1 protein-coding gene is annotated in these 1,232 nt (G+C 57.1%); it reads right to left on the reverse strand.

Translation table 11 applies throughout. The features are described from left to right. Window positions 1–343: 343 nt before the first annotated feature. Window positions 344–1,150, reverse strand: a complete 807-nt coding sequence (locus FFR93_RS40410) for a DUF3800 domain-containing protein (RefSeq protein WP_138397228.1) — start codon at window positions 1,148–1,150, stop codon at window positions 344–346. Window positions 1,151–1,232 lie beyond the last annotated feature (82 nt).

A 1,232-nucleotide genomic window follows, 5' to 3' on the forward strand; every position in this document is an offset into this window, starting at 1 on the left:
CCGCAATGGACCGACCACATAGATAGCCCCATCACAGATCCAGATCCGCTCAAGTCCAGATCCATGCACCAACGCCCGTCAAAGGAAGAAACTTCACACCTGCAGACCACCCTTGCCAGATGCCTCAAAGGGGCGGCATCATCTCGGACAAGGGGGCGACTATTTCTCGGAATTGGGGGGCGACATCATTTCGGAATCAGGGGGCGGATTGCCTCGGAATTTGCACTAACCGACAGCCGCCTTGCAAATCCTCCTTACGTGTACTACCTTGTAATTAGAGCAACGCTCCGGGGTCAGCGCTAGGCGCTGGCCGAAACGAATTAAGGTTCGCAAGGACCTTTTTTCATTTAAAGCAGCTGTATTTGATGCCGAGGTTAGGCCGGTCTTCCTCAGGAAGATGAGCGTCGATCAGCCTGCCCGCTTTCATCAGATCAGTATAGGGCTTGTAGGTGGGATCGTAACCGCCCTTGGCCATGGGATACAGCATCAGGTCAGCGACTTGCATCATCGCTGCCTCCTTTGTCCGGCGCTTAGGCTCACCCCTGACGATCCGCCGAAACTCCTCCGGAGGAAGGGCGCCGTAGGCGTTGGCGCCTTCGCCGGCGAAGGGCATCCCGTCGGCTTTGAGCGCCTTGGCATAGGAAATCAGATTTCGGTCTTCGTGTTTGCCGCTTGCCTCGAAAAAGACCCGGAGGGTGCGGCCCTGGCTATCGGCGAACTTTGCCGCCCGCTCGATGAGGATCGAGTACGCGGTTTTGCACATCAGCCATAGCCGCTCTCTGTATCTCTCGCTATACCGTAGGACATATCCCGGCCGATCGATAACGGCCGCAATCCCAATCACGGGGAGCGCGAGGATGAACACGTCAAGCTCCGGAAAGAAGATCCGCGCCTTTTCGGGGTTCCTGAGCCAGCCGAAGTCTCCGCGCCCGCAACTAATTTTGTGGGAGTGAAGAGGGTAGGTGATCCCATGCGCGGCACAGAATGCGGCGTGCCGCGCTTTCAGCTCGTCGATATCTTCCTGCCTGATCAGAAAACCACCCAAACCGAAACAGTCCATGCCGTCCTTGCGCTCTTGGGGGAGCTCATGATCGGGGTCCCGGCTACCGGTATCGTCGATGAAGAGGTGATATTCAGGAACTGCGGTCATTGGTGCGGTTCGGCGATAGGCAAACAGGATCGCAATCAGCTTGATCCGAGTGCCATGCCGTACAAACACAACGCCGATCGCC

The organism is Rhizobium sp. MHM7A (assembly GCF_005862215.1).
GTDB classification, from domain to species: Bacteria; Pseudomonadota; Alphaproteobacteria; order Rhizobiales; family Rhizobiaceae; genus Rhizobium; species Rhizobium bangladeshense.

Coding starts and splice junctions, on each gene's coding strand:
- FFR93_RS40410 (WP_138397228.1), bottom strand. CDS start 1,150: ATGACCGCAGTTCCTGAATATCACCTCTTCATCGACGATACCGGTAGC.